19 protein-coding genes are annotated in these 22765 nt (G+C 66.3%); 9 read left to right on the top strand and 10 right to left on the bottom strand.

Annotated elements, in window-relative coordinates; translation table 11 throughout:
- Positions 1-51: 51 nt before the first annotated feature.
- The 4 genes from ACQ5SA_RS12795 to ACQ5SA_RS12780 all read right to left on the bottom strand — a co-directional run bounded on the left by ACQ5SA_RS12795 (position 52) and on the right by ACQ5SA_RS12780 (position 4385).
- Entirely contained in the window at positions 52-1416 is a 1365-nt protein-coding gene (locus ACQ5SA_RS12795; RefSeq protein WP_499314411.1) for an NAD-dependent succinate-semialdehyde dehydrogenase, read from the bottom strand.
- A gap of 64 nt (positions 1417-1480) precedes the next feature.
- Positions 1481-2323 carry an ABC transporter permease subunit gene (locus tag ACQ5SA_RS12790; protein ID WP_100464457.1) on the bottom strand — a complete coding sequence of 281 codons (843 nt, stop codon included), beginning with the start codon at positions 2321-2323 and terminating at the stop codon, positions 1481-1483.
- Positions 2320-3252, bottom strand: a complete 933-nt coding sequence (locus ACQ5SA_RS12785; protein ID WP_230110780.1) for an ABC transporter permease subunit — start codon at positions 3250-3252, stop codon at positions 2320-2322. The genes ACQ5SA_RS12790 and ACQ5SA_RS12785 overlap by 4 nt, the downstream gene beginning before the upstream one ends.
- Complete coding sequence (locus ACQ5SA_RS12780; RefSeq protein WP_353098333.1) at positions 3249-4385, bottom strand: ABC transporter ATP-binding protein; 1137 nt, start codon at positions 4383-4385, stop codon at positions 3249-3251. The genes ACQ5SA_RS12785 and ACQ5SA_RS12780 overlap by 4 nt, the downstream gene beginning before the upstream one ends.
- A 308-nt stretch (positions 4386-4693) precedes the next feature.
- Between ACQ5SA_RS12780 and ACQ5SA_RS12775 the strand changes: the two genes are divergently transcribed.
- On the top strand, positions 4694-6061 hold the full coding sequence (locus ACQ5SA_RS12775) for a flavin-containing monooxygenase (RefSeq protein ID WP_499314410.1): 1368 nt from the start codon (positions 4694-4696) through the stop codon (positions 6059-6061).
- A 38-nt stretch (positions 6062-6099) separates the two neighbouring features.
- On the opposite strand, the gene ACQ5SA_RS12770 is transcribed toward ACQ5SA_RS12775, so the two are convergent.
- The 3 genes from ACQ5SA_RS12770 to ACQ5SA_RS12760 form a co-directional block, all read right to left on the bottom strand.
- A complete protein-coding gene (locus ACQ5SA_RS12770) occupies positions 6100-7209 on the bottom strand; it encodes a polyamine ABC transporter substrate-binding protein (RefSeq protein WP_499314409.1) in 1110 nt (369 codons plus the stop codon).
- A gap of 91 nt (positions 7210-7300) precedes the next feature.
- Positions 7301-8695 carry a glutamine synthetase family protein gene (locus ACQ5SA_RS12765; RefSeq protein WP_089239973.1) on the bottom strand — a complete coding sequence of 465 codons (1395 nt, stop codon included), beginning with the start codon at positions 8693-8695 and terminating at the stop codon, positions 7301-7303.
- Complete coding sequence (locus tag ACQ5SA_RS12760) at positions 8692-9453, bottom strand: gamma-glutamyl-gamma-aminobutyrate hydrolase family protein (protein WP_230110784.1); 762 nt, start codon at positions 9451-9453, stop codon at positions 8692-8694. The genes ACQ5SA_RS12765 and ACQ5SA_RS12760 overlap by 4 nt, the downstream gene beginning before the upstream one ends.
- 161 nt (positions 9454-9614) lie before the next feature.
- Between ACQ5SA_RS12760 and ACQ5SA_RS12755 the strand changes: the two genes are divergently transcribed.
- Together ACQ5SA_RS12755 and ACQ5SA_RS12750 are read left to right on the top strand one after the other, a co-directional pair.
- On the top strand, positions 9615-10892 hold the full coding sequence (locus ACQ5SA_RS12755) for an NAD(P)/FAD-dependent oxidoreductase (RefSeq protein ID WP_425507242.1): 1278 nt from the start codon (positions 9615-9617) through the stop codon (positions 10890-10892).
- Between the two features lie 212 nt (positions 10893-11104).
- Entirely contained in the window at positions 11105-12715 is a 1611-nt protein-coding gene (locus ACQ5SA_RS12750) for an MASE1 domain-containing protein (protein WP_353098337.1), read from the top strand.
- 113 nt (positions 12716-12828) lie between these two features.
- On the opposite strand, the gene ACQ5SA_RS12745 is transcribed toward ACQ5SA_RS12750, so the two are convergent.
- Entirely contained in the window at positions 12829-13158 is a 330-nt protein-coding gene (locus ACQ5SA_RS12745) for a hypothetical protein (RefSeq protein WP_230110786.1), read from the bottom strand.
- 259 nt (positions 13159-13417) lie between these two features.
- Here ACQ5SA_RS12745 and ACQ5SA_RS12740 point away from each other — a divergent pair, with 259 nt between their 5' ends.
- On the top strand, positions 13418-14761 hold the full coding sequence (locus ACQ5SA_RS12740) for a diguanylate cyclase (RefSeq protein ID WP_499314623.1): 1344 nt from the start codon (positions 13418-13420) through the stop codon (positions 14759-14761).
- An 85-nt stretch (positions 14762-14846) separates the two neighbouring features.
- Positions 14847-15308 carry a bacteriohemerythrin gene (locus ACQ5SA_RS12735; RefSeq protein WP_025875341.1) on the top strand — a complete coding sequence of 154 codons (462 nt, stop codon included), beginning with the start codon at positions 14847-14849 and terminating at the stop codon, positions 15306-15308.
- Here the strand turns inward: ACQ5SA_RS12735 and ACQ5SA_RS12730 are convergent, their stop codons facing one another.
- Complete coding sequence (locus ACQ5SA_RS12730; protein ID WP_499314408.1) at positions 15309-16589, bottom strand: MFS transporter; 1281 nt, start codon at positions 16587-16589, stop codon at positions 15309-15311. It abuts the gene before it with no gap.
- A 132-nt stretch (positions 16590-16721) separates the two neighbouring features.
- Here ACQ5SA_RS12730 and ACQ5SA_RS12725 point away from each other — a divergent pair, with 132 nt between their 5' ends.
- The gene (locus tag ACQ5SA_RS12725; RefSeq protein ID WP_353101319.1) at positions 16722-17390 is read left to right on the top strand and encodes a hypothetical protein; all 669 of its coding nucleotides are present in this window, start codon (positions 16722-16724) and stop codon (positions 17388-17390) included.
- A gap of 7 nt (positions 17391-17397) precedes the next feature.
- On the opposite strand, the gene ACQ5SA_RS12720 is transcribed toward ACQ5SA_RS12725, so the two are convergent.
- Positions 17398-18894 (bottom strand): aldehyde dehydrogenase, encoded by a 1497-nt coding sequence (locus ACQ5SA_RS12720; protein ID WP_353101321.1) that lies wholly within the window; start codon positions 18892-18894, stop codon positions 17398-17400.
- Positions 18895-19047: 153 nt separating this feature from the next.
- Here ACQ5SA_RS12720 and aptA point away from each other — a divergent pair, with 153 nt between their 5' ends.
- From aptA to ACQ5SA_RS12705, 3 genes are all read left to right on the top strand, one after another.
- Positions 19048-20400: an omega-aminotransferase AptA gene (gene aptA, locus ACQ5SA_RS12715; RefSeq protein WP_353101323.1), complete on the top strand. Its 1353-nt coding sequence runs from the start codon at positions 19048-19050 to the stop codon at positions 20398-20400.
- A 63-nt stretch (positions 20401-20463) separates the two neighbouring features.
- Positions 20464-21348: a ParB N-terminal domain-containing protein gene (locus tag ACQ5SA_RS12710; protein WP_353101324.1), complete on the top strand. Its 885-nt coding sequence runs from the start codon at positions 20464-20466 to the stop codon at positions 21346-21348.
- Between the two features lie 118 nt (positions 21349-21466).
- A complete protein-coding gene (locus ACQ5SA_RS12705) occupies positions 21467-22753 on the top strand; it encodes a DUF445 domain-containing protein (protein WP_499314407.1) in 1287 nt (428 codons plus the stop codon).
- The last annotated feature ends 12 nt before the right edge of the window (positions 22754-22765 follow it).

Genomic DNA, 22765 nt, shown 5'->3' with positions numbered 1-22765 from the left:
ATCCAGAGAGGATCGAGTTGCCGGCCAGCGGCCGGCACTACCGGACAGGTATCAAGCCACGTAGATGGTCTTGATGTTCATGAACTCATGGATGCCGTGGTCGGCCAGTTCGCGGCCGAAACCTGATTCCTTGCTGCCACCGAACGGCAGCCGTGCATCGCTCTTGACGATGGCGTTGACGAACGCCGCGCCGCATTCCATGCGCTGGGCGAACCCTTCACCGCGCACCGGGTCACGCGTCCACACGCTGCCGCCCAAGCCGAAGCGGGTGTCGTTGGCCACGCGCAGTGCATCAGCCTCGTCCTTGACCCGGATGACGGCTGCGACCGGCCCGAACAGTTCTTCGTCATAGGCCGGCATGCCCGGCCCCACCTGGTCGAGCACGCTGGCCGGATAGCCGGCGTGGCTGCCAGCAACCGGTTCGCCGCCGATCAGCACGCGCGCGCCTTTGGCGACGCTGGCCTGCACCTGCTTGTGCAGTTCGTCGCGCAGGTCGGCACGGGCCATCGGCGCCAGCGTGGTGCCGCGCTCGTTCGGGTCGCCGTACTGGCGCTCGGCTGCGGCTTCGACGAAGCGTCGGGTGAATTCATCGGCCACCGCGTCCACAACGATGAAGCGCTTGGCCGCAATGCAGGTCTGGCCACTGTTGTCGAAGCGCGACTTCACTGCGGCGGCCACCGCCTTGTCCAGGTCGGCATCATCGAGCACCACGAAGGCGTCACTGCCGCCCAGCTCCATCACCGACTTCTTCAACTGGCTGCCGGCGTTGGACGCGATCGAGCGCCCTGCCCGCTCGCTGCCGGTCAGGGTCACGGCCTTCACCCGAGCATCGCGCAGCACCTCGGCAGCCTGGTCGTTGTCGATGTGCAGCACGTCGAACACGCCGTCAGGCAGGCCGCCATCTCGGCATACGGCCAGGATCAGGTCGGCGCACTGCGGCACGTTGCTGGCGTGCTTGAGCAACGCCACGTTGCCGGCCATGAATGCCGGGGCAAGGAAGCGGAACACCTGCCAGATCGGGAAATTCCACGGCATCACCGCGAACACGCAGCCGATCGGCTCATAGCGCACGTAGCTGCGCTGTGCCTCGGTGTCGATCAGTTGCGGCTTCAGGTAGTCGGCGGCGTGGTCGGCATAGAACTCGCAGGTACTCGCGCATTTCTCCACCTCAGCCAACGCCTCGGCCTTCAGCTTGCCCATTTCGCTGGTCATGGCCTGCTGCAGGTCGTCGCGACGCGCACGCAACTGGCCAGCGATCTGCTTGAGGGTCGCCCCACGTTCCTGCAACGAGCGCTCGGCCCAGCGCGGGAATGCATCCGCTGCCGCCTGCAGGCGCTGCTCGATGGCAGCGGCGTCCATCAGCTCATGGCGGTAGGTCACCTGGCCGGTGGCCGGGTTGATGATCTCGACGGTCATTGGGGGGTCTCCATCAGGTAGACCCCCATTGTGCGCCGGCCGCCGTGAGCCGGATGTTGCCGGCTCAGCCGTTGTCCTGGCGTGCCAGCTGCAGGTCGCGCTGGCGTCGCTTCTCGGCACGCGCATTGATGTACCAGCCGATCACCGCAGCAATCGACACCGCCGATACCAGCAGGGTGGCCAGCGCATTGATCTTTGGGCTGATGCCCATGCGCACCGAGGCGAACACCTTCATCGGCAGCGTGGTCGAGCCGGGCGTGGCGACGAAGCTGGCCACCACCACGTCGTCGAGCGACAGGGTGAAAGCGAGCAGCCAGCCGGCCACCAGCGCCGGCGCGATGATCGGCAAGGTGATGCGGCCGAACACGGTCAGCCGGCTCGCGCCGAGGTCCATCGCCGCCTCTTCCAGCGACAGGTCCATTTCCTGCAGGCGCGAGGACACCACCACGGTGACGAAGCACAGGGTGAAGGTGACGTGGGCGATCCAGATGGTGGCCAGACCACGCGCCGGGAAGCCCGGAATTGCGCCCATCGAGGCCAGCAGCGCCATCAGCGAGAAGCCGAGGATCACGTCCGGCATCACCAGCGGCGCGGTTACCAGTGCACCGAAGAACGGCTTGCCGCGGAAGCGCTTGAAGCGGGTCATCACCATCGCCGCCAGCGTGCCGAGCACGGTGGCGGTACAGGCGGTCCAGAACGCGACCACCAGGCTGGTCCACATCGCATCCATCAGCGCGCGATCGGCAAACAGGTCGCTGTAGGCGCGGGTGGAGAACCCGGCCCAGACCATGGCCAACCGCGAGCTGTTGAACGAATAGAACATCAACAGCAGGATCGGCAGGTACAGGAAGGCGAAGCCGAGCAGCAGCACGCCCAGCCCCAGGCCCTTGGCAGAACGTGGGCTCATGCCTGCTTACCTTCCAGCAGTCGCTGCTGGGATCGATTGAACAGCAGGATCGGCACCAGCAACAGCAGGATCATCGCCACTGCCATCGCCGAGGCGCCCGGCCAGTTGCGGTTGTTGAAGAACTCGTTCCACAGCTGGCGGCCAACCATCAGCGTTTCCGAACCACCGAGCATTTCCGGGATCACGAATTCGCCGATCGCCGGAATCATCACCAGCATGCAGCCGGCGATGATGCCCGCCTTCGACAGCGGCAGGGTGATGCGCAGGAACGCCTGCCACGGCTTGGCACCGAGGTCGTATGCCGCTTCCAGCAGGCGGTGGTCATGTTTGACCAGGTTGGCGTACAGCGGCAGCACCATGAACGGCAGATAGCAGTACACGATGCCGATGTAGGCCGCGGTCGGGGTGTCGATCAGCTGCAGCTTCGGCAGGCCCATGTTGGTCATCAGCGTCTGCAGGCCGGTGTACTGCAGGAACTGGTCGAGCAGGCCGTTGCGGTCCAGGATCGCCTTCCATGCATACACGCGGATCAGGAACGAGGTCCACGACGGCAGCACCACCAGCATCATCGCCACGTTGCGCGCGGCTGGCGACAGGCGGGCGATGGCGTAGGCCATCGGGTAGCCGATCAGCAGGGTGAAGAAGGTCGAGATCGCGGCGATCTTGATCGAGCTCAGGAACGCCTGGGCATAGATGGAATCGCGGAACAGCGCCAGGTAGTTCTCGAGGTTGAGCTTCAGCGAGAGCCCACCATCGACGTACTGCAGCAGCCAGGTATACGGCGGCGAGCCTACCCGGCTGTGCGAGAAACTGATCATCAGCACGATCAGGAACGGCACAGCAAAGAACAGCAGCAGCCACAGGTACGGAATGCCGATGACCGTGGCACGCGTGCCCGGCAGCCAGCGCTTCAGGCCCGCCGTGCTCATGAGGTCAGCACCACGCCGTCGTTGTCACGCCAGTGCACCCACACCTCATCGCCCCAGGTCAGGCCATCACTGGCCCAGCGCTGCGAGTTGGCGAAGTTGGCCAGCACCTTGGCACCACTGGGCAGGCGCACGTGGTAGACCGAATGACTGCCAAAGTAGGCGATGTCCTCGATCACGCCCTGCGCCTTGTTGGTGTGCCCTTCCGGCTCGTCCTTGCCGATCATCACCTTCTCCGGGCGCAGCGCGAATGCGACCGGCTGCCCTTCATAGCAGGTGATGCCGTGGGCGATGTAGACCGGCGCCGGGAACAGCGGCGAGCGCACGGTCACATATTCGGGCAGGTCCTCGTCGATCACCCCGTCGAACAGGTTCACCGAACCGATGAACTCGGCGACGAAGCGGTTGGCCGGCTGCTCGTAGACCTCGTCGGGCTTGCCGACCTGCTGGATCCAGCCGGCGTCCATCACCGCAATGCGCGTGGCCATGGTCATCGCCTCTTCCTGGTCGTGGGTGACCATCACGCAGGTCACGCCCGAGGATTCGATGATGCTGACCAGCTCCAGCTGCATCTGCGAGCGCAGCTTCTTGTCCAGCGCGCCCATCGGTTCGTCCAGCAGCAACAGCTTGGGCCCCTTGGCCAGTGACCGCGCCAGCGCCACGCGCTGCTGCTGGCCGCCGGACAGCTGGTGCGGCTTGCGCTTGCCCAGGTGGCCCATCTGCACGAGGTCCAGCATCTCGCCGACACGCTTGCTGATCGCGTCCTTGCCCAGCCCATCCTGCTTCAGCCCGAACGCGATGTTCTGCTCGACCGTCATGTGCGGGAACAGGGCGTAGGACTGGAACATCATGTTGACCGGCCGCTGGTACGGCGGCAGTGCATCCATCCGCTGGCCATCGACGGTGATGCTGCCCTTGGTGGGCGTCTCGAAGCCGCCGAGGCAGCGCAGCAGGGTCGATTTGCCGCTGCCCGAGCCGCCCAGCAGGGCGAATATCTCGCCCTTGCGGACGTCCAGGTTGACGTCATCGACGGCGACGAAGCCATCGAATTCCTTGCGCAGATCACGAATGGAGAGATAGCCGGGCGCACCGGTCGCTTCGACGACGGCGGCTTCCGGCTGGGCTTCAACGGGCATGGGGGCTCCGGGAGCGGGCGGTGGACAGCGGCCGCCATTCTAACGGCCGGGGGCCGATGGGGATATGACGGCGGCGGGCGGCAGCAGCGGCGGCTGGCCCGGAGCCCGCGTCAGGTGTCGGATTCCGCCCGTAACTGGCGCCCTCCCGTCCATAGCATGTCCCCCTGCCCTGCTTCTGCCGGCCGTCTCCGCCAAGCGCCACCGGAGGCACCCGCAATTTGCAACGTTTTTCAGAACGGGAAGCATTGATCGCCCATCGCGCGCCCTGCGCAATCTGCTGGACCGAAGCACACCACGGACGAACACGCGTGATATCCCCAGCAGACTGCTTCCCTCCCGCCTCTCCCCAGTGCCTGGCGCCGCCAACCCATGGGCTGGAGCTGGTCATCATCGGCGCCGGCCAGGCCGGGCTTTCACTCAGCGCCGTCCTGCAGGAGGCCAACGTCGACCATCGCGTACTGGAAGCCGAAACCGTGGGCGCCAGCTGGCGGCGGCGCTGGGATTCCTTCCAGACCAACACCGCCAACGCGACGATGGCCCTGCATGGCCACACCTACGCGGGCGACGATCCGGAGGGCTTCATGGCCGCACCGGAAGTGATCCAGCGGCTGCGCGACTACGCCAGCGAGCGGTCATTGCCGGTCGATGAGGGCTGTGCGGTACATCGGGTCACGCCGCAGGCCGGCGGCTATGCCATCGAAACCGGTCAGCGGTTGATCAACGCACGCGCAGTGGTGGTTGCCACCGGTGAATACCGTCGCCCCCGGATGCCACGGGTTCCGTTTGCTCTGCGGCCGGACCTGGCAGTGCTGCACTCCGCCGACTACCGCAATGCCCGGCAGCTCCCAGATGGCGCAGTGCTGGTCATCGGCGGCGGCCAGTCCGGCGCGCAGATCGCCCAGGACCTGCGCGCCAGCGGGCGCAGCGTGTACTGGTCGTTGGCCGAGCGGCATTCACATACGCGCCGGCTGCGTGGCAAGGACTCGATGACCTGGTGGGACATGGCCGGGCGCATCCACCAGCATGTGCGCGACTCGGCCGGTGTGCTGGCGGGAGAGCCCGATGCCCTGCGCAAGGCCCGCACTGCGGAGTTCCCACTGATTTCCGGCAAGGGCGCCACCGGCAGGGGCAGCTCGATCAGCCTGCTGGCGATGCACCGCGAGGGCGTCACCCTGCTGGGCCGCTTGCAGAGCGTCACCGAGGGCATCGCCCGTTTCGCCGATGCCCGCCCGCAACTGCGCACCGCCATCGAAGCGACGCGGGCCGAGTACGCCTATCTCGATTCACTGGCCAGCGCGTACTACGCAACGCAGCCCGAACCGCGCACGGACGACGCCCGCTACATTCCCGAGGAGGTGTACCTGCACTGGGAGCCGGCGCCCTCGCCACGCGAGCTGGATCTGCAGGCGGCAGGCATCCATTCGGTGGTGCTGGCCACAGGATTCGTCGCCGAATGGCCATGGCTGGATGTGGACGGCGTGCTGGACGCACACGGCTACCCGCTCGGCGAGTTTGGTGTCTCCCCGCAGCCCGGGCTGTTCTTCATCGGCATGCACAACCTGCAGCGGATGAGCTCGTCATTCCTGTGCAACGGCGGTCGCGATGCGCGGGACCTGTTGCCCGCCATCCTGAAGCACCTGGGCCGGAGCGGCAGTACCGGCTCCGGCGCAGGGTAAGGCAGCCGCCGGGCATGACCCGGCGCCACCAGGACCGCTTATCGCCCGGTCTTCACCTCGGTCCACAGCCGGGTGTAGAGCTTGTCGGTCTCCGGCGTGTTGATCGAATAGGTGAACATCTTCTCGGCCACTTCGGCCGGCGGGTAGATGGTCGGGTCGGTGCGGATCGCTTCGTCCACCAGCGGCGTCGCGGTCGGTACCGGGTTGCCGTAGTGGATGAAGTTGGTGTTGGCCGCGGCCACCTTCGGTTCCAGCAGGTAATTGATGAACGCGTAGGCCGCTTCCGGATGCTTGGCATCCTTGGGGATGGCCAGCATGTCGAACCACTGCGGCGCGCCTTCCTTCGGGATCGAATAGGCCACGTGCACGCCATTGCTGGCCTCGGCCGCACGGTCGCGGGCCTGGATGATGTCACCCGACCAGCCCACCACCAGGCAGGTGCCGCCATTGGCCAGCGAGCCCACGTACTGCGAGGAGTGGAAGTTCTGCACGTACGGGCGGATCGACTTCAGCAGGTCCGCCGCCTTCTGCAGGTCGGCCGGATCGCCGCTGTGCGGATCCAGGCCGAGGTAGTGCAGCGCGATCGGAATCATGTCCGCCGGCGTGTCCAGGATGGTCACGCCGCAATCCTTCATCTTGCTGATGTTTTCCGGCTTGAACACCAGGTCCCAGCTGTTGGCGATGTCGGCGCTGCCACCGAAACGCTCCTTCAGCATGTCCACGTTGTAGCCGATGCCGGTGGTGCCGATCATGTACGGCACACCGTACTGGTTGCCCGGATCCTGGGTGGCGATGCGCTTCATCACCGCCGGGTCGAGGTTGGCCAGGTTCGGGATCTTCGACTTGTCCAGCGGCAGGAACACACCGGCCTGGATCTGCCGGCCGAAGAAGTTCAGCGTCGGCACCACCACGTCGTAGCCGCTGTTGCCGGCCAGCAGCTTGGTCTCGACCATCTCGTCACTGTCGAACACATCGTAGGTGACCTTGATCCCGCTCTGCTTCTCGAAGTTCGGGATGGTGTCTTCGGCGATGTAGTCGCTGTAGTTGTAGACGTTCAGGACCTTGCTGTCCTGTCCGCCGCCGTTACCGCCGCCACAGGCGGAAAGCATGGCGGAGGCCAGGCCGAGCGTGAGGATACGCAGCTTCATCGGGTGCTCCAGAATACGGAAAGGGGGGCCGGCCGGGCCGGCGACGGGTGCCAGCCTACCCCCCGGCGACGGATTTTTCTATTCGCGGCCTTCACACGTTCAGCAGCAGGAACTCGCGTTCCCACGAGCTGATCACGCGGAAGAAGGTCTCGTATTCCTTGCGCTTGACCGAGATGTAGGCGCGGCAGAAGCGCTCTCCGAGCAGCGCCTGCAGCTCGCTGCACTGCTCCAGCCCGTCCAGCGCTTCACCCAGCGAACGCGGCAGGTCGTAGCCCAGTTCCTTGGCGCTGCCGGTCACTGGCGCATCGGGCGCGAGGCGCTCGCGGATGCCGAGCAGGCCACAGGCCAGGGTCGCGGCCATCGCCAGGTAAGGGTTGGCATCGGAACCGGCGAAGCGGCTTTCCACCCGCATGTTCTCCGGCGTATCCAGCGGCACCCGCAGGCCGCAGGTGCGGTTGTCGAAGCCCCAGTGCACGTTGCTCGGTGAGACTTCGCCAAACACCAGGCGCCGGTAGGAATTCACGTTCGGCGCGAAGAACGCCATGGCCATCGGCACATATTTCTGCAGGCCGGCCAGGTAGTGGGCGAACAGCGGGCTGAAATCCTCACCGCCGTGCTCGCCGGTGAACACGTTCTGGCCATCGCTGATGCGCAGCAGGCTCTGGTGGATGTGCATCGCACTGCCCGGCTCGTTCTCCATCGGCTTGGCCAGGAAGGTGGCATACACCCCGTGGCGCATCGCCGACTCGCGCATGGTGCGCTTGAACAGGAACACCTGGTCGGCCAGGTCCATCGCATTGGCGTGGGTGAAGTTGACTTCCAGCTGCGCCGCGCCGGATTCGTGGATCAGCGTGTCCACGTCCAGCTTCATCGCATCGCAGTAGTCGTACATCAGGTCGAGGATCGGATCGAACTCGTTGACCGCGTCGATCGAATACGACTGCCGCGCCGTTTCCGGGCGCCCCGAGCGGCCTGCGGGGGGCAGCAGCGGGAAATCCGGATCGGTGTTCTTCTGCACCAGGAAGAATTCCAGCTCGGGCGCAACCACCGGCCGCAGGCCCAGCTCGGTGTAGGCATCCAGCACCCGCCGCAGCACGTTGCGCGGGGCCAGTTCGTGTGGCTCGCCGTTCTTGGTGTAGCAGTCGTGGATGACCTGCGCGGTCGGGTCGGTCGCCCACGGCACCATGCGCACGGTGTCCGGGTCCGGGCGCAGGATCATGTCCGAGTCCGACGGCGAAGTCAGGTCGTAGTAGTCATCCGGGAATTCGCCAGTGACCGTGGTCGCGAAGATGCCTTCCGGAAGGCGCGTGCCGTAATCGTGCGAGAACTTGTCGGCCGGGATGATCTTGCCGCGCGCATTGCCGGTGATGTCCGGAACCAGGCACTCGACTTCGGTGATGCGCCGCTCCTTCAGCCAGCGCAGCAGGCTGCTTTCCTGCGGGGGCGTGGGCGTAGCCGTCTTGCGCGGGCGCGTTCGCGAACTCATGGGGATTCCAGTCGATTCTGTTGGTGCTGCCGGCAAGCTTGGCCGAACGCACGGAAAATAGCGTGATAGAACGGCGTCTGCATGACACGCCACTCAGGGTGCCACTGTACGCCGAGCACGAATCGATGGCGCTGGCTGCGTGCTGCCTCAACCAGGCCATCATCGGCCCAGGCCTCGATCTGCAGGCCTTCGGCCAGTCTCGCGATGCCCTGCCCATGCACCGAATTGACCTGCACCCGAGTGACGGCAGACCACTGTGCCAGCCAACCGCCATCGGCCAGGGTGATCGCATGGGCCGGCCCATACTGGACCTCCACCGGTGCCTGCAGGTCTTCACGATGGTCGGTCAGGCCAGCTACCGCATGCACCTGCGGATGAAGCGTACCGCCTAGCGCCACATTCAATTCCTGGAATCCGCGGCAGATCGCCAGCACCGGCAGATCCATCGCCAGCGCATCGTGCAGCAGGGCGAACGCCGTGGCATCACGCGCTGGGTCGTGCGGGTTACCCTCCCAGGAGCGGCCGCCCTCGTAGTGCTGCGGCTCGATGTTGCTGACCGCGCCGGTCAACAGCAGGCCATCCAGGCCCTGCAACCAGTCGCGTGCCGGCAGCGGCGGCTGCAGACTCGGCAGCACCAGTGGCGTTGCCTGCGCAGCGTCAACCAATGCACGCACATATTTTTCTCCGGCCACCGCGAAACGATGATGGCCGAGCACAGTGCTGTCGGTAGGCAGGCCTACCCAAGGCAGGCGACGCATGGGAAATCTCCTTGGCGTGCGATCACGTTACCCGCCCTGAACCGACAACAGCAAGCCGCTGCCGTCACACCACGGGCGCTCCGCTTGGGCCAAACTATCGGCGTGAAGCCCGACCGTCCTCCCCCGCTCCGACGCCCCTTCCCGCTTCTGCGAGGCCGCCGGTGAGCGCCGCCTTCCCGCCCAGCTGGTACGCCAGCAGCCTGCCCGAACCGCCCGCGTTGCCGCCACTGCGCGGTGAACTGCAGGCCGATGTAGCGGTGCTGGGCGCCGGTTATACCGGCCTCACCGCCGCACTGGAACTGGCCCTGCGCGGCCAGCGGGTGGTGCTGCTGGAAGCACAGCGGATCGGTTGGGGAGCCTCCGGCCGCAATGGCGGCCAGGCACTGGTCGGCTACGGCTGTGAGGTCGACGAGCTGGAACGCCAGCTCGGCCGGGACGATGCACGCCACCTGTTCGACTGGTCGCGTGACGCGGTACAGGCGATGCGCGCGCGCATCGACCGGCATCGCATCGATTGCCACTGGGTGGAGGGCCACGCCAGCGTCGCCATCCGCGCGCGCCACGAGCAGGATCTGCGTGCCAACTGCGAGCATCTGCAGCAGCACTACGACTACCCGATGCAGTGGTGGCCGCGCGACACGCTGCGTGCGCAGCTGGACAGCCCGCGCTATCGCGCCGCGATGTTCGACCCGCTCAGCGCGCACCTGCATCCGCTGGCCTACGCCCGCGGGCTGGCCGATGCCGCACGTGCGGCCGGGGTGGTGATCCACGAACAGTCGCCGGTGACGCGCATCCAACGTGGTGCACACGCAGTGCTGCACACCGACCACGGCAGCGTGCGCGCGCCGCAACTGGTGGTGGCCGGCAACGCCCTGCTGCAGGGGCTGGTGCCTGAGCTGGAACGGCGCATCATGCCGGTCGGTACGTATATCGGCGCCAGCGCGCCGCTGGGGGCCGAGCGCGCGCAGGCGCTGATCGGCAACAACATGGCGGTCTCCGATACCGCCTGGGCGCTGGACTATTTCCGGCTCAGCCATGACCACCGCCTGCTGTTCGGCGGCCGTGCCAGCTATTCCGCGTTGCCGCCGCCGGGCCTGCACCGGGTGATGCAGCGGCGCATGCACCAGGTGTTCCCGCAATTGGCCGACATTCCGCTGCAGCAGGTCTGGGGCGGTTATGTGGATATCACCCGCAACCGCGCCCCGCACTGGGGCCGGCTGGATGGGAATCTGTACTTCGCGCAGGGTTTCTCCGGCCACGGTGTGGCAGCGGCCGGGCTGGCCGGCGAGGTCATTGCCGCCGCGATTGCGGGCCAGAGCGAGCGTCTGGACGTGTTCCAGCGCCTGCAGCACGCGCCCTTCCCCGGCGGACGCCTGCTGCGCATGCCGCTGCTGGTGGCGGCGATGTCCTGGTACAAGCTGCGCGATGCGCTGTGGTGAAACAGTGATCTGACACAGCGAGATTCCGAAGAACAGGCAGTCCTGGCCCTTCGCATCATGTGAAGAGCGCTCATGCAGAAGGGCGTGACGTAATTCTCATTTGATCGGCAGATCGCATCGGCAATTGCATTATCCAATTCATGCCGATACCGTCCCTCAGAACCGGGTCCCGCGGCGAATGGATGCTGACAGGGAACGTACTCGAGGGAGAAGTGCGATTGAACTGGTGGAATGAAGGCCTGCAGTTGAAGTTGCGTATCCGCCCGGCGGGGCTGGTCCTTGCGCTGCTGTACGCGGTCGCATGCTGGGCGTCGCGCCAGTTGTCGCTCGACCAGTTCTATCTGCCTGCCGGCGTCCGCGTCGCCGCAGTGTTGTTGTTTCCCCCTCGCTGGTGGCCGTATCTGCTGCTGGGCGAATATGCCTACTTTGCGCAGATGCGCGTGCCAATGATCGAGAAGTATGGGCTGGCCTGGGTCGTGCTGGGTTCGGCACTGCTGATGCCTGCCGTGATGCTGATCGTGCATCTGCACCGGAAAATGATGCTGACCACGAAGAATGCGTGGCTGATTTCAGTCGCGGCGGCTTCGGCGCTGGTGGTCACGGCGCTCAATCTGATGCTGGCACACCTTCTGTGGCCGACACCACCGGAGATGCCGGTACTTGCCAGCATCGCGCGCCTGGTCGTCGGCGACTTCATCGGCATTCTGACCCTTGCGCCGCTCGTGCTGCTGTGGACACGACGGACCAGCAACGCGCGGTGGACTTCTGGCTTCGCCCCGCCTGCACTCGCTGCCCTGACGCTGATGGCGATGATTGGCCTGTATGCCGCACAGCTGCCCCTGGACGAGCTCAACGCCAAGACGTCGATGCAGCTGCTGATGGCGCTGCCGGTCGTCGTGCTTACCTGCCTGTACGGCTGGCGAGGTGCGGCGATCGGCGTGCCGTCGCTCAACCTGATCATTGGCCTGACCACCCCCAGCCCCTACACGGGCGCCTTCGATCCGGCCGCCTTCGCGACCCAGCAGATCATGGCGGTCACCGGCGCTGCGCTGCTGGTGCTGGGTTCGCGTATCACCCACTACTACCACCGTTCGAGACTGGGCGAAGTGGGTGAAAAAGATGCGCTCAAGCATGCGCGTAACTCACTGGTGGCGAGCGAGCTCGATCTCCGTGAGCGGGCGCGGCACCTGAGGAAGCTGGGGGACGGCATCGACACCTCACTCAGCGAGGTGGTGAACTGGCTCAATGCTCAGGGCCATCCCACGATAGCGAACAGTCTCCTGCACATGGCTTCGGTCCATTCGCGACAGTTCCGGGAACAGACCAGCATGGTCTACCCCGCTGCGCTGGAACATCTCGGGCTCTATGTCGCGCTCCAGGCAGGCGGCGTACGCGAAACCTGGGAGCTGAGCCATCGGGTAATGCGCCCTCGCCTGCTGGGCGATCCCTGTCAGCTGAGTGTCGGCCTGCAGCTGGCCGCCTATCGTGCCCTCACCGATGCCGTTTCGCTGTTGATCAACAGTGAATCAGGCCAGATCCGCATCCGCGTGCGCTGCGGCCAGGCAGGCGGACGCCGCGGCATCCTGATGACGGTCGCACTTCTGGATTCATACCGCAGGCTGTCACCGTCCACCGTCACCGCCACAGTCGAGCGCTTGGCTGGCCGGACGATTGCCTATGGCGGAACAGTACAGTGCCATCGGAACCGCATACGCATGGCGATGGTGGAAACAGGTGATTCCGCTGCCCTGGGCATGGCATCGTTCAACGCCATGGATCACGTGACGGCGTTCGGCCAGGGAAACTCGCAGACCCAGACCTGACGGTCAGTGTCCGCCAAAGGCCCGCCTGGCGGCGTGTCACGCTTCGGCCGTGCCCATCGCGGTGAAACGCAGCGGCGCAGGAGATCCCGACGCCGCTGCGCAGTTCATGCTCTTTACGGCGTTTCAACCGACCAGATGACGTCCCCGCCACTGCGATAACGCACCAGCGAGAAATCACTGCCGCTGTAGATCTGCGAGCGGCTGGCACCTGCCGGTATCTGGATGCGCTGCTGAGGCAGCGAAACCCGGGCCGCGTTGTTGCCTGCCGGCAGCACCCAGTAGGTACCCCCTGCATTGCCGATGATCAGCTGCACATTTCCGAGCAGGTCATTCACCTGCAGATAGGTGATTCCGTCACGCTGGAATCCATACAGTTGCCAGCTGGGGTCCTGGCTGAGATTTATCGCGGCCGGACTGGCCTGCCCCAACCCAGCCGTAGCCAATGGCTTTCCATGAAAATCCGACGGACCGCCCGCGATTGCTGGGGCAGCGGCAAGCATCAGAAATCCAGTGGCCGCACCAAAACATGAAAATCGCACAGTGACCTCCAGGTCGAAGTTAACGTCGGGAACCTCCAGCAGATACTAACCGCTTCCCGTCCAATCAATTGGCCAGGCGACGGGCATGGACGTTTTCGTCCTAAAGTTACGTCCGAAACCGCCGTTATCCGTGCCAAGACTTTCCCACATGAGCCACCGCATCATGCCCGTCCTGTCGCAGGCCGCTCTGGAAGGCGACCTGACCGATCCCCTGCCTCAGCGGATCCTGCTGGTGGAAAACTCGCGCGCGTTCACCGGCATGCTGCGCGAGGCAATCGAGCAACGCCTGGAGCTGCCGGTGGTGGTGGCCAGCTCGCTGGCCGAGGCCGACCGGCTGCTCAGCTCCGAGGACGGCTGGTTCCTGGTCCTGACCGGGCTGGTGCTGGCCGATGGTGACCGCGACGCGGTGGTCGAGTTCTTCCTCAAGCGCAACCTGCCCACCGTGGTGGTCAGCGGCGTGTATGACGAGGACCTGCGCAAGCGCGTGCTGCAGCAGCAGATCATCGACTACGTGCTGAAGAACACCCCGGGCAGCATCGACTATCTGGTGTGGCTGGTGCAGCGCCTGGAGCGCAACCGGCGCATCGCGGCGCTGGTGGTGGACGACTCGCCGTCCGCGCGTGGTTACGCCGCCGCCCTGCTGCGCATGTACGGTCACGAGGTGTACGAAGCAGCCGATGGCAACGAAGGCCTGGCGGCGATCGAGGCGCACCCGGCGATCCGCCTGGCCGTGGTCGACCAGGAAATGCCAGGCATGCAGGGCGTGGAGTTCACCCGCCGCCTGCGCACCCTGCGTTCGCGCGACAAGGTGGCGGTGATCGGCATTTCCGGCAATACCGATGCGTCACTGATCCCGCGTTTCCTGAAGAACGGTGCCAATGACTTCCTGCGCAAGCCCTTCTCGCGCGAAGAGTTCTTCTGCCGTGTGTCGCAGAACGTCGACCAGCTGGAGCTGATCGGCACGCTGCAGGACCTGGCCACCCGCGATTTCCTCACTGGCCTGCCCAACCGCCGCTGCTTCCTGGAACAGAGCCAGCGCCAGCTGCCGCAACTGCAGCTGCATGGCCAGTGCGTGGCCGTGGCGATGATCGACATCGACCATTTCAAACACATCAACGACACCCACGGCCATGAAGCCGGTGACGATGCGCTGCGTGCGGTAGCCCGTGCTGTCGGCGACCACGCGCGCAGCCAGGATCTGATCGCGCGCTTCGGCGGCGAGGAATTCTGCCTGCTGGTGCCGGACATGGAACAGGAAGAAGCGCTGCTCTATTTCGAGGAGCTGCGCCAGCGCATCGCCGCGCTGGAAGTGGATATCGGCAGCGCCACCCTGCGCATGACGGTCAGCATCGGCCTGTGCTGCCTGCGACCGCAGCGCGATGCGCTGCACCGGCTGATTTCCGAGGCTGATCGCCAGCTGTACCTGGCCAAGGCCGGCGGCCGCAACCGCGTCAGCTGCACCACGGTGGCCAGCCCGCTGCGCCCGCGCGAGGCTGCGCTGTCCTGACCGGCATGCTTTGATCCAGATCAACGCCGCCTGCGGGCGGCGCCTCTACAGTCGGCCCCGACATCAGCATGAAGGGGAGCCGGGGATGGCACTACTGGTCTGGCAGGACGATCTGAACATCGGCATCGATGTGATCGATCAACAACACCGCCGCATCATCGAAATGCTCAACCACCTGCACGTGGCACAGACCAGCCTGCAGCGGGCAGCGGTGGGCGAAGTGATCGACGAGGTGGTGGACTACACCATGTCGCACTTCGCATTCGAAGAAGAGCTGATGGAGGAGGCCGGCTACCCGTTCTGTGCCGCGCACAAGCGAGTGCATGAGGTCTTCATCAAGCGGGTATCGGAATACCGCATGCGCTTCCAGGCCGGCGAGGACATCAGCGACGAGCTGCGCACCATGCTCTCGCGCTGGCTGTTCAACCACATCCGCGGCGATGACCAGGCCTATGCCGAACAGGTCAAGCAGCATCTGAACCAGTTTGCCCGCGAACATCAGAGCGGCGGCTGGCTGGGCCGCACGCTCAAGCGCTTCTTCGGCTGATCAGTGCTGGCGGCGCTGCAGCGCCAGCAGCGCACACAACGTGACCACCGCGGTCAGGCACAGGTAGTAGCCGACCGCGACCAGCCCGTAGCGCTCAGCCAGCCAGGTCGCCAGGTACGGCGCCGGCGCTGCACCAAGAATGCCCGCCAGGTTGAACGACAGCGAGGCGCCCGTGTAGCGCACCTCCACCGGGTAGATCTCGGCCAGGAAGGTGCCGCAGGGGCCGTAGGTCAGCCCCATCAGGAACAGGCCCAGGCACAGGAACGTCAGCACCAGCCACGGGCTGCCGGGCTGGAACAGCGGTGCGAACAGCACGCCGAAGCCGATGATCAGCAGACTGGCGATGGCCATCGTGCGGCGCGTCCCCCAGCGGTCGCCGTAACGTGCCGACAGCGGGATGCCGGCGGCGAAGAACAGCATCGCCACCATCTGCATCAGCAGGAACTGCTCGCGGCTGTAGCCCAGCACCGCGGTGCCGTGGCCGAGGCTGAACACCGTCATCAGGTAGAACAGCACGAACGTAGCGAACGCACCCAGCGTGCCCAGCAGCATCGGCAACGGATGATCGCGCAGCACCGTCCACATCGGCAGACGCACCGGCGCCTTGCGCTCCAGCGCGCGCTTGAAATCCGGCGTCTCGTGGATGTTCAGGCGCACCCACAGGCCCAGGCCGACCAGCAGCGCACTGGCAACGAACGGAATGCGCCAGCCCCACTGCAGGAAATCGTCCTGGCCCAGGCAGCGGCCGAGCAGCAGGAAGATGCCTGCTGACAGCAGGAAGCCGATCGGTGCACCCAGCTGCGGGAACATGCCGTACCAGGCGCGCTTGCCCGGCGGTGCGTTTTCGGTGGCCAGCAGCACCGCCCCACCCCACTCGCCTCCCAGGCCCAGACCCTGGCCGAAGCGGCACAGGGCGAGCAGCGCTGGGGCCCACAGGCCGATCTGCGCATGGGTTGGCAGCAGGCCGATGGCGACCGTGGACAGGCCCATGGTCAGCAGCGCGGCCACCAGGGTGGCCTTGCGGCCGACGCGGTCACCGAAGTGGCCGAACACCGCTGAGCCCACCGGGCGTGCGATGAAGGCCACTGCGAACGTCGCCAGGGACTGCAGCAATGCGGCCTGGTCGCTGCTGTCCGGGAAGAACAGGTGCGGGAACACCAGCACCGCGGCGGTGGCGTAGATGTAGAAGTCGAAAAACTCGATGGTGGTGCCGATCAGGCTGGCCAACAGCACACGACGGGGAGAATTCACGGGTGGCGCGGCAGCGGTGATTGTCGACATCGGCAAGGCGGGTAACGGCGGATCGACCGATTCTGCCACGGGGCAGTGGCTGTACGGGGCGATGGTTTCAGCCGACACCGATGCCAACGAAATTTTTCCAGCCGCCCGCTAGGCTGCACCACCGGTCCCTGCATGGATGCTTCGCCGATGGGCTTTACCGCGCCGCAGTCGTGGTCCGATTCCCTGCTGCTGCCTCGTCTGGCCGCTTGGCTGGTGGTGCTGCTGGTGCATATGCTGATGCTGCTGTGGCTGCTGCATGCGGGGCGCATCGCCCTGGTGGCGCACGATGGTTCGCGGATCAGCCTGCGCTGGGTGCCGCCGGAAGCACTGCCGGTGATCCCGAGGGTTGTCGATACATCCCCGCCGTTGGCTACGCCGCGCCGGGATCCGCGCTCTCCCGCGCTTTCGCCCGCGGCGGCCGAGCAACTGACGGCACACGCCGATCAGCAACGCACTGTGGCTGTGCTCGCCGAGCCACTGAACCTGGGACTGCCGGCTGGCAGCATCGAGGGGGGCGACGGCATCAGTGCCGAGGGTCTGGCCGCAAAGCTGGTCGGCCGTCGTGAGGTGCATGCGGCGTTCGTACCCCGTCGCCATCATTTCCGGATCCGCCGGCAGATGACGCCTGAGCAGATCGTGCAGGGCGTTGCCCAGCTGCTTGGCACCTGGCCACCGGGTTACCTGGTTGACCCCTGCAGGCTGGGGCGGCAGGACATGGACTACTTCCAGAACGCGGTGGAGGAAATGGACCGGCAATTGCTGCGCGAGGCGGTGCTGCAGGTCAGTGCAAGCTGCCGATAACTCGGTACTACAACTGGATCCAGGTGGCCTTCATCTCGCTGTATTTGTCGAAGGCATGCAGCGATTTGTCGCGGCCGTTGCCTGACTGCTTGTAGCCGCCGAACGGCGCCGTCATGTCACCACCATCCCAGCCGTTCACCCACACGCTGCCCGCACGCAGCTGGCGGGCCACGCGATGGGCGCGACCGAGATCCCGCGTCCACAGGCCGGCAGCCAGCCCGTAGCGGCTGTCATTGGCCACGCGCACGGCCTCGGCTTCGTCATCGAAGCCAAGCACCGCCAGCACCGGGCCGAACACTTCCTCGCGGGCCAGCGCCTGCTCCGGCCGCACCTGGTCGAACACCGTCGGCTGCACATAACAACCGCCCGTCTCCACCTCGGCACGCTGGCCGCCCAGCAGCAGGCGCGCGCCATCGGCTTCGGCCCGGGCGATATCGGCCAGCACCTTGTCCACATGCGCGGCATCGACCAGCGCACCCATCGGCGCATCTGCCTGCAGCGGATGGCAGGGCTGCATGCGCTGTCCGTAAGCGATCACCTGGTGCACGAAGTCATCGCGGATCGAACGCTGCACCAGCAACCGCGAACCGGCCGTGCAGACCTCCCCCTGGTTGAAGAAGATGCCCTGCGCCACGCCCTTGGCCGCCGCATCCAGGTCCGGCGCATCGGCGAACACCACGTGCGGGCTCTTGCCACCGCATTCCAGCCAGACCCGCTTGAGGTTGGAACGACCGGCGTACTCCAGCAACCTGGCGCCGGTAGCGGTGGAGCCGGTGAAGGCCAGCACGTCCACATCCATGTGCAGGGCCAGCGGCTCGCCCACGCGTGAACCGTGGCCCGGCAGCACGTTGAGCACGCCCTCGGGCAATCCCGCTTCGGCCGCCAGCGCGGCCAGCCGCAACGCACTCAGCGGCGAGCGCTCGGAGGGCTTGAGCACCACCGAATTTCCCATCGCCAAGGCTGGCGCGATCTTCCAGCAGGCCATCAACAGCGGAAAATTCCACGGCACGATGGCGGCCACCACGCCTGCGGCTTCGCGTGTAACCAGACCCAGCTCGTGCGGGCCGGTGGGCGCGATTTCACCGTACAGCTTGTCCACCGCTTCGGCGGTCCAGGCCAGGCAGCGCACCACGCCGGGCAGGTCGATGCGACGCGCATCGCGGATCGGCTTGCCCATGTCCAGCGTTTCCAGCAGGGCCAGCTCGTCGGCGTGCGTCTCCACCAGCGAGGCCAACGCCAGCAGCACGCGCTTGCGATGGGCGGGGCTGGCCTGCGACCAGTGGCCAGCCTCGAACGCGCGGCGCGCGGAAGCAACTGCACGGTCCACGTCCTGCGCATCACAGTCGGCCACCGCACCCAGTACGCGCCCGTCAATCGGACTGATGCAATCAAAGCGCGCGCCGCTGGCGGCATCCACGTAACGGCCATCGATGAACGCTTGTCCGGGAATCGCCACGCGGCTGGACAGGGCCTGCCAGTGGCTGCGGTCGGGGAAGTGGGTCATGGGGTCCTCCGCGTATCGACTGTCCGCCGTTATACCGACGCGGCCGCTACCGGGCCGTGACGTGCACACCCCGGCCGTACCGGGCCGTGCCTGGCGACAGAACCGTGACGCGGCTGCGCTAGAGTCGCAACCATCGGACCCGACGGAGCCGGCATGAAAACCCCTGCAAGCGACCTGCACGACCTGGCCACCCAGCGCCCCGACTCACTGGATGCGTACTGGATGCCGTTCACTGCCAACCGCCAGTACAAGGGCGCGCCGCGCATGCTGGTGCGTGCCGAGGGCATGCACTACGAGGACGTGGATGGGCGGGCCATTCTCGATGGCACCGCTGGCCTGTGGTGCTGCAATGCAGGGCACGCGCGCCGGCGCATCGTCGACGCGATCGCCGAGCAGGCCGCCACGCTCGATTACTCGCCCGCCTTCCAGATGGGTTCGCCGCCGGCCTTCGCCCTGGCGCAGCGACTGGCGGCGCTGGCCCCGGCCGGGCTCAACCACGTGTTCTTCACCAGCTCGGGCTCGGAGGCGGTGGATTCGGCGATGAAGATCGTGCTGGCCCACCACCGCCTGCGCGGCGAAGGCCAGCGCACGCGTTTCATCAGCCGCGAGAAGGCCTACCACGGGGTCGGCTTCGGCGGCATGGCCTTGGGCGGGCTGCCCAACAACCGCCGTCAGTTCGGTCTGCAGCTCGGCGGCGTGGACTACCTGCGGCACACGCTGGACCTGTCACGCAATGCCTTCAGCAAGGGCCTGCCGCGCCAGGGTGCCGAGCTGGCCGACGATCTGGAACGGCTGATCGCCCTGCACGACGCTTCCACCATTGCCGCCGTGTTCGTCGAGCCCATCGCTGGGTCGGCCGGTGTGATCCTGCCGGCACCGGGGTATCTGCAGCGCCTGCGCGAGATCTGCGACCAGCACGGCATCCTGCTGGTGTTCGATGAAGTCATCACCGGGTTCGGCCGGGTCGGCATGGCGTTCGCCGCACAGCGTTTCGGGGTCACCCCGGACCTGCTGACCTTCGCCAAGGGCGCCAGCAACGGCGCGGTGCCGCTGGGTGGCGTACTGGTCGGCGACAGCGTGCATGCCAGCTTCATGCAGGGTCCGCCACAGGCCATCGAGCTGTTCCATGGCTATACCTATTCGGGCCACCCCTTGGCCTGCGCGGCGGCACTGGCCACGCTGGACGTCTACGCCGAAGAACGCCTGTTCGAGCGCGCGATCGAGCTGGGTGAATACTGGCAGGAGCGCCTGCATGCCCTGCAGGGGCTGCCGAACGTGATCGACATCCGCAACTTCGGCCTGGTCGGTGCGGTGGAGATGGCGCCGCGCAAGGACGCCCCCGGCAGCCGTGGCTACGAGGTGTTCCGCCGCTGCTTCCACGACGGGCGCCTGCTGGTGCGCTGTACCGGCGACATCATCGCGTTGTCACCGCCGCTGATCGTGGACAAGGCACAGATCGACCAGATCGCCGGCACCCTGGGCGAGATGATCCGGGCCACCGCCTGAGGCCGGGACGGTGGTGGCGAGCGGGTACAATGGGCGGTTCCGCTCCTGCCCGTTGCCGTGCCCATGAACATCGTCGTCAAAGAAGAACTCAAGGCCTACATCGACCCGCTCACCGCGGACGAACACGAGGCGCTGGAGCGCAGCATCCTCGCCGAAGGCTGCCGCGATGCGCTGGTGCTGTGGGGCGAGGTGCTGGTGGATGGACACAACCGCTTCGGCATCTGCCAGAAACATGACCTGCCGTTCAACACCGTGCAGAACACCCGCTTCCAGAGCATGGAAGACGTGCACCTGTGGATGATCGAGCAGCACCTGGGCCGACGCAGCGTTTCCGATTTCCAGCGCGGCGTATTGGCCCTGCGCAAGCGCGACATCCTGTCCGCCCGCAAGCAGGTCGAGCAGGCGCAGCTGCAGCGTGAGAGCGATGGCACCGCCGAGCTTGCCGACGAAGCCGGCGAGGACAGCCCGCCGTGGGAACCAGCGCCGAAGATCAGCCGCGCCGAACTGGCCCGCGAAGCCAAGCTGAGCACCAGCCAGGTCGGCATGATCGAACGCATCCACGCCCAGGCCGCGGCCGAGGTGGTGGAAGCGGTGAAGGCCGGCATGATCTCGATCAGCGCCGCCGCTGCCGTGGCCGACCTGCCGGAAGAAGAGCAGCGCGCCGCTGCCGCCGGTGGCAAGGATGAACTGAAGCAGGCTGCAAAGCGCGTGCGTGAGTCCAAGCGCAAGCCCCGTGCGCCGAAGCCGGAAACGGAGTCGCCGGAAATGGACTTCGAAGAAGCCAACGAGGATGAGATCGCCAGCCGCGATGCCGAGGTACTGGCTGCGCTGGAGCAGCTGGGCGAGGATGCCCCGGCGCTGCGCCGTCGCGTGGTGAACCTGACCCGCGAGAACGACACCCTGCGCGCGCAGCTCGCCCATCTGCGCAAGCAGCTGGAAGCGCTCTGAACCCTGTGGTAGTGCCAGCCGCTGGCCGGCATCTGCAACCCACCCGCAACGTTCACGAGGTTGCCGGCCAGCGGCCGGCACTACCGGGCGCTCACCGGCCTGCGGGTAGACTTCGGGCATGACGTCTGCCATCGATCCGCGCCACGCCCAGCTGCGGCGCCTGAAAGCCCTCGCCCTTGGCCTGCTGCTGCTGATGCTGGCCGGCTTCGCGGTCAGCCACTGGCAGGGCGAACGCGGTATCTGGGCCTGGGTCTCGGCCTTCTGCGAGGCTGCCGCGGTGGGCGCACTCGCCGACTGGTTCGCAGTGGTCGCCCTGTTCCGGCGGCCGATGGGCCTGCCGATTCCACATACGGCAATCATTCCGCGCAGCAAGGAACGCATCGGCGACAGCCTCGCCCTGTTCGTGCGCGACCAGTTCCTGGAACCGACCGTGCTGCTGGCCAAGCTGCAGGTGTTCGACCCGGCCAGCCGCCTCGGCAGCTGGCTGGCCGATCCCGCGCGGTCACGGATGCTGGCCGACATGGCCCGTGGCTGGGCACTGCAGGCGCTGGACTTCTTCGATGAAGCCGCGGTGCGGCGGCAGCTGCACAGCTTCGTGGTGCAGCAACTGCGGCAGTGGAATGCCGCGGCCACCGCCGGCGAGCTGCTGGGCCTGCTGACCGCCGATGGCCGTCACCAGCGGGTGCTGGACGAAGGCCTGCAACGGTTGGGGCGTTGGCTGGAGCAGCCGGAAGTGAAGGAACGCGCTTCGCAGCTGATCGTGCGCTACATCCAGCGCGAATGGCCGACGCTGTCGAGCACGGTGAACTGGATCAAGCCGATCGATGAGATCGGCGACAACCTTGCCGAACGCCTGGCACGGGCGGTGCTGGAAGAACTGCAGCAGGTGCTGGCCGAGCCGCAGCATCCGCTGCGCCAGGATTACGAGCAATGGCTGGGCAACTACGTGCAGCGCCTGCGCGAAGACCCGGCACTGGCCGAGCGCATCGAGCAGCTCAAGCAGGAAATGATCGACCACCCTGCCCTGCAGGAGTACGTGCAGGGCCTGTGGTCGCGCATCCAGGCCAGCCTGCGTGGCGATCTGCAGCGCGAGGATTCGGCACTGGTCGGCCATCTGCAGCGCAGCCTGGCCTCGCTGGGCGACAGCCTGCAATCGGACCCGGCGTTGCGCGAGGCGTTGAACCAGCACCTGCTGGAAGGCGCACAGCGCCTCACCGGGCGCCTGCGCGAGGGCGTCACCACCCATATCGCGCAGACCGTGAAGAGCTGGGACGAACGCCATCTGGTCGAACAGCTGGAGCTGAGCGTCGGCCGCGACCTGCAGTTCATCCGCTTCAACGGCACCCTGGTGGGCGGCCTGATCGGCCTGCTGCTGCATGCCGCCACGGTGCTGTTCCGGTTCTAGGCTGAGATTCCG

It is taken from the genome of Stenotrophomonas indicatrix, assembly GCF_050573115.1.
GTDB classification, from domain to species: domain Bacteria; phylum Pseudomonadota; class Gammaproteobacteria; order Xanthomonadales; family Xanthomonadaceae; genus Stenotrophomonas; species Stenotrophomonas lactitubi_A.
Note: the sequence above shows the minus strand (reverse complement) of the source record. Positions and strands in the feature narration are given on the sequence as shown.